Here is a 790-nt window from a genome sequence, read left to right on the forward strand (position 1 = left end):
TTTCGGGGTTGCAGGTTTTTATCTTAAGATATCTAGTTTGAAAAAGCAAGGTTTTTATTGGCGTATCTTTAAGATAAATGCCTGAAAGCATCTTATCCCACACTTCTAAGTTTTCTATGGTATCTAATATGTGGTGTATAATCTTTTTCGGTTTTTGGGAAGAGTTTATAAGCTCATTTTTTGATATATTTATTATATGGAAAAAAGAATTTTTAGGGGATTTCCGTTTGTAAATAGAACCAAAGAAATGAAATTTTTCATGGAGCGTTTTGAAGAGCTTCCAGAAAAAATCCTTTGGATATACGGTCCCAAATCTGCTGGTAAAACTACGCTTATTGAATACATCGTAGAAAACGAACTATTTGAAGATTTTGAACATCAAAATCCAAAAAACGGCTTTTGGGTAAAATATATAAACCTTAGAGGAAAGCTCATAGCAAATTACAGCATGTTTTTAGAAACTTTTATAAAGCCTAAAAAAGAAGATACAGAGTATAGTTTAGGGGCGAGGATAAATATAGGTATACTAAGATTGGAGGCCCAAAAGCTATTGCAAGTAAAAGATAAGTCCTTAGACCTTTTTGATGCAATATTAGAAGAACTAGACAACATCGCTAAAACCCAAAAACCCATCATTATAATAGATGAAATCCAGACTCTTGAAGGACTTTACATAAACGGAGGAAAAGAGCTTATAAAAGAATTTTTAAATTTTTGCGTAAGACTCACCAAAGAGCTTCACTTAGCCCATGTCCTCATCTTAAGCTCCAATACAATATTTATAGACCAA

General features: G+C 32.3%; 1 protein-coding gene. It reads left to right on the plus strand.

Going from position 1 to position 790, the window contains the following annotated elements; all coding sequences use genetic code 11:
- Nucleotides 1-196: 196 nt before the first annotated feature.
- Nucleotides 197-790: ATP-binding protein (locus ACYQZV_RS09080; protein ID WP_459895321.1), on the plus strand; the 594-nt coding region annotated here is incomplete at its 3' end.

The organism is Hydrogenobaculum acidophilum (genome assembly GCF_054656715.1).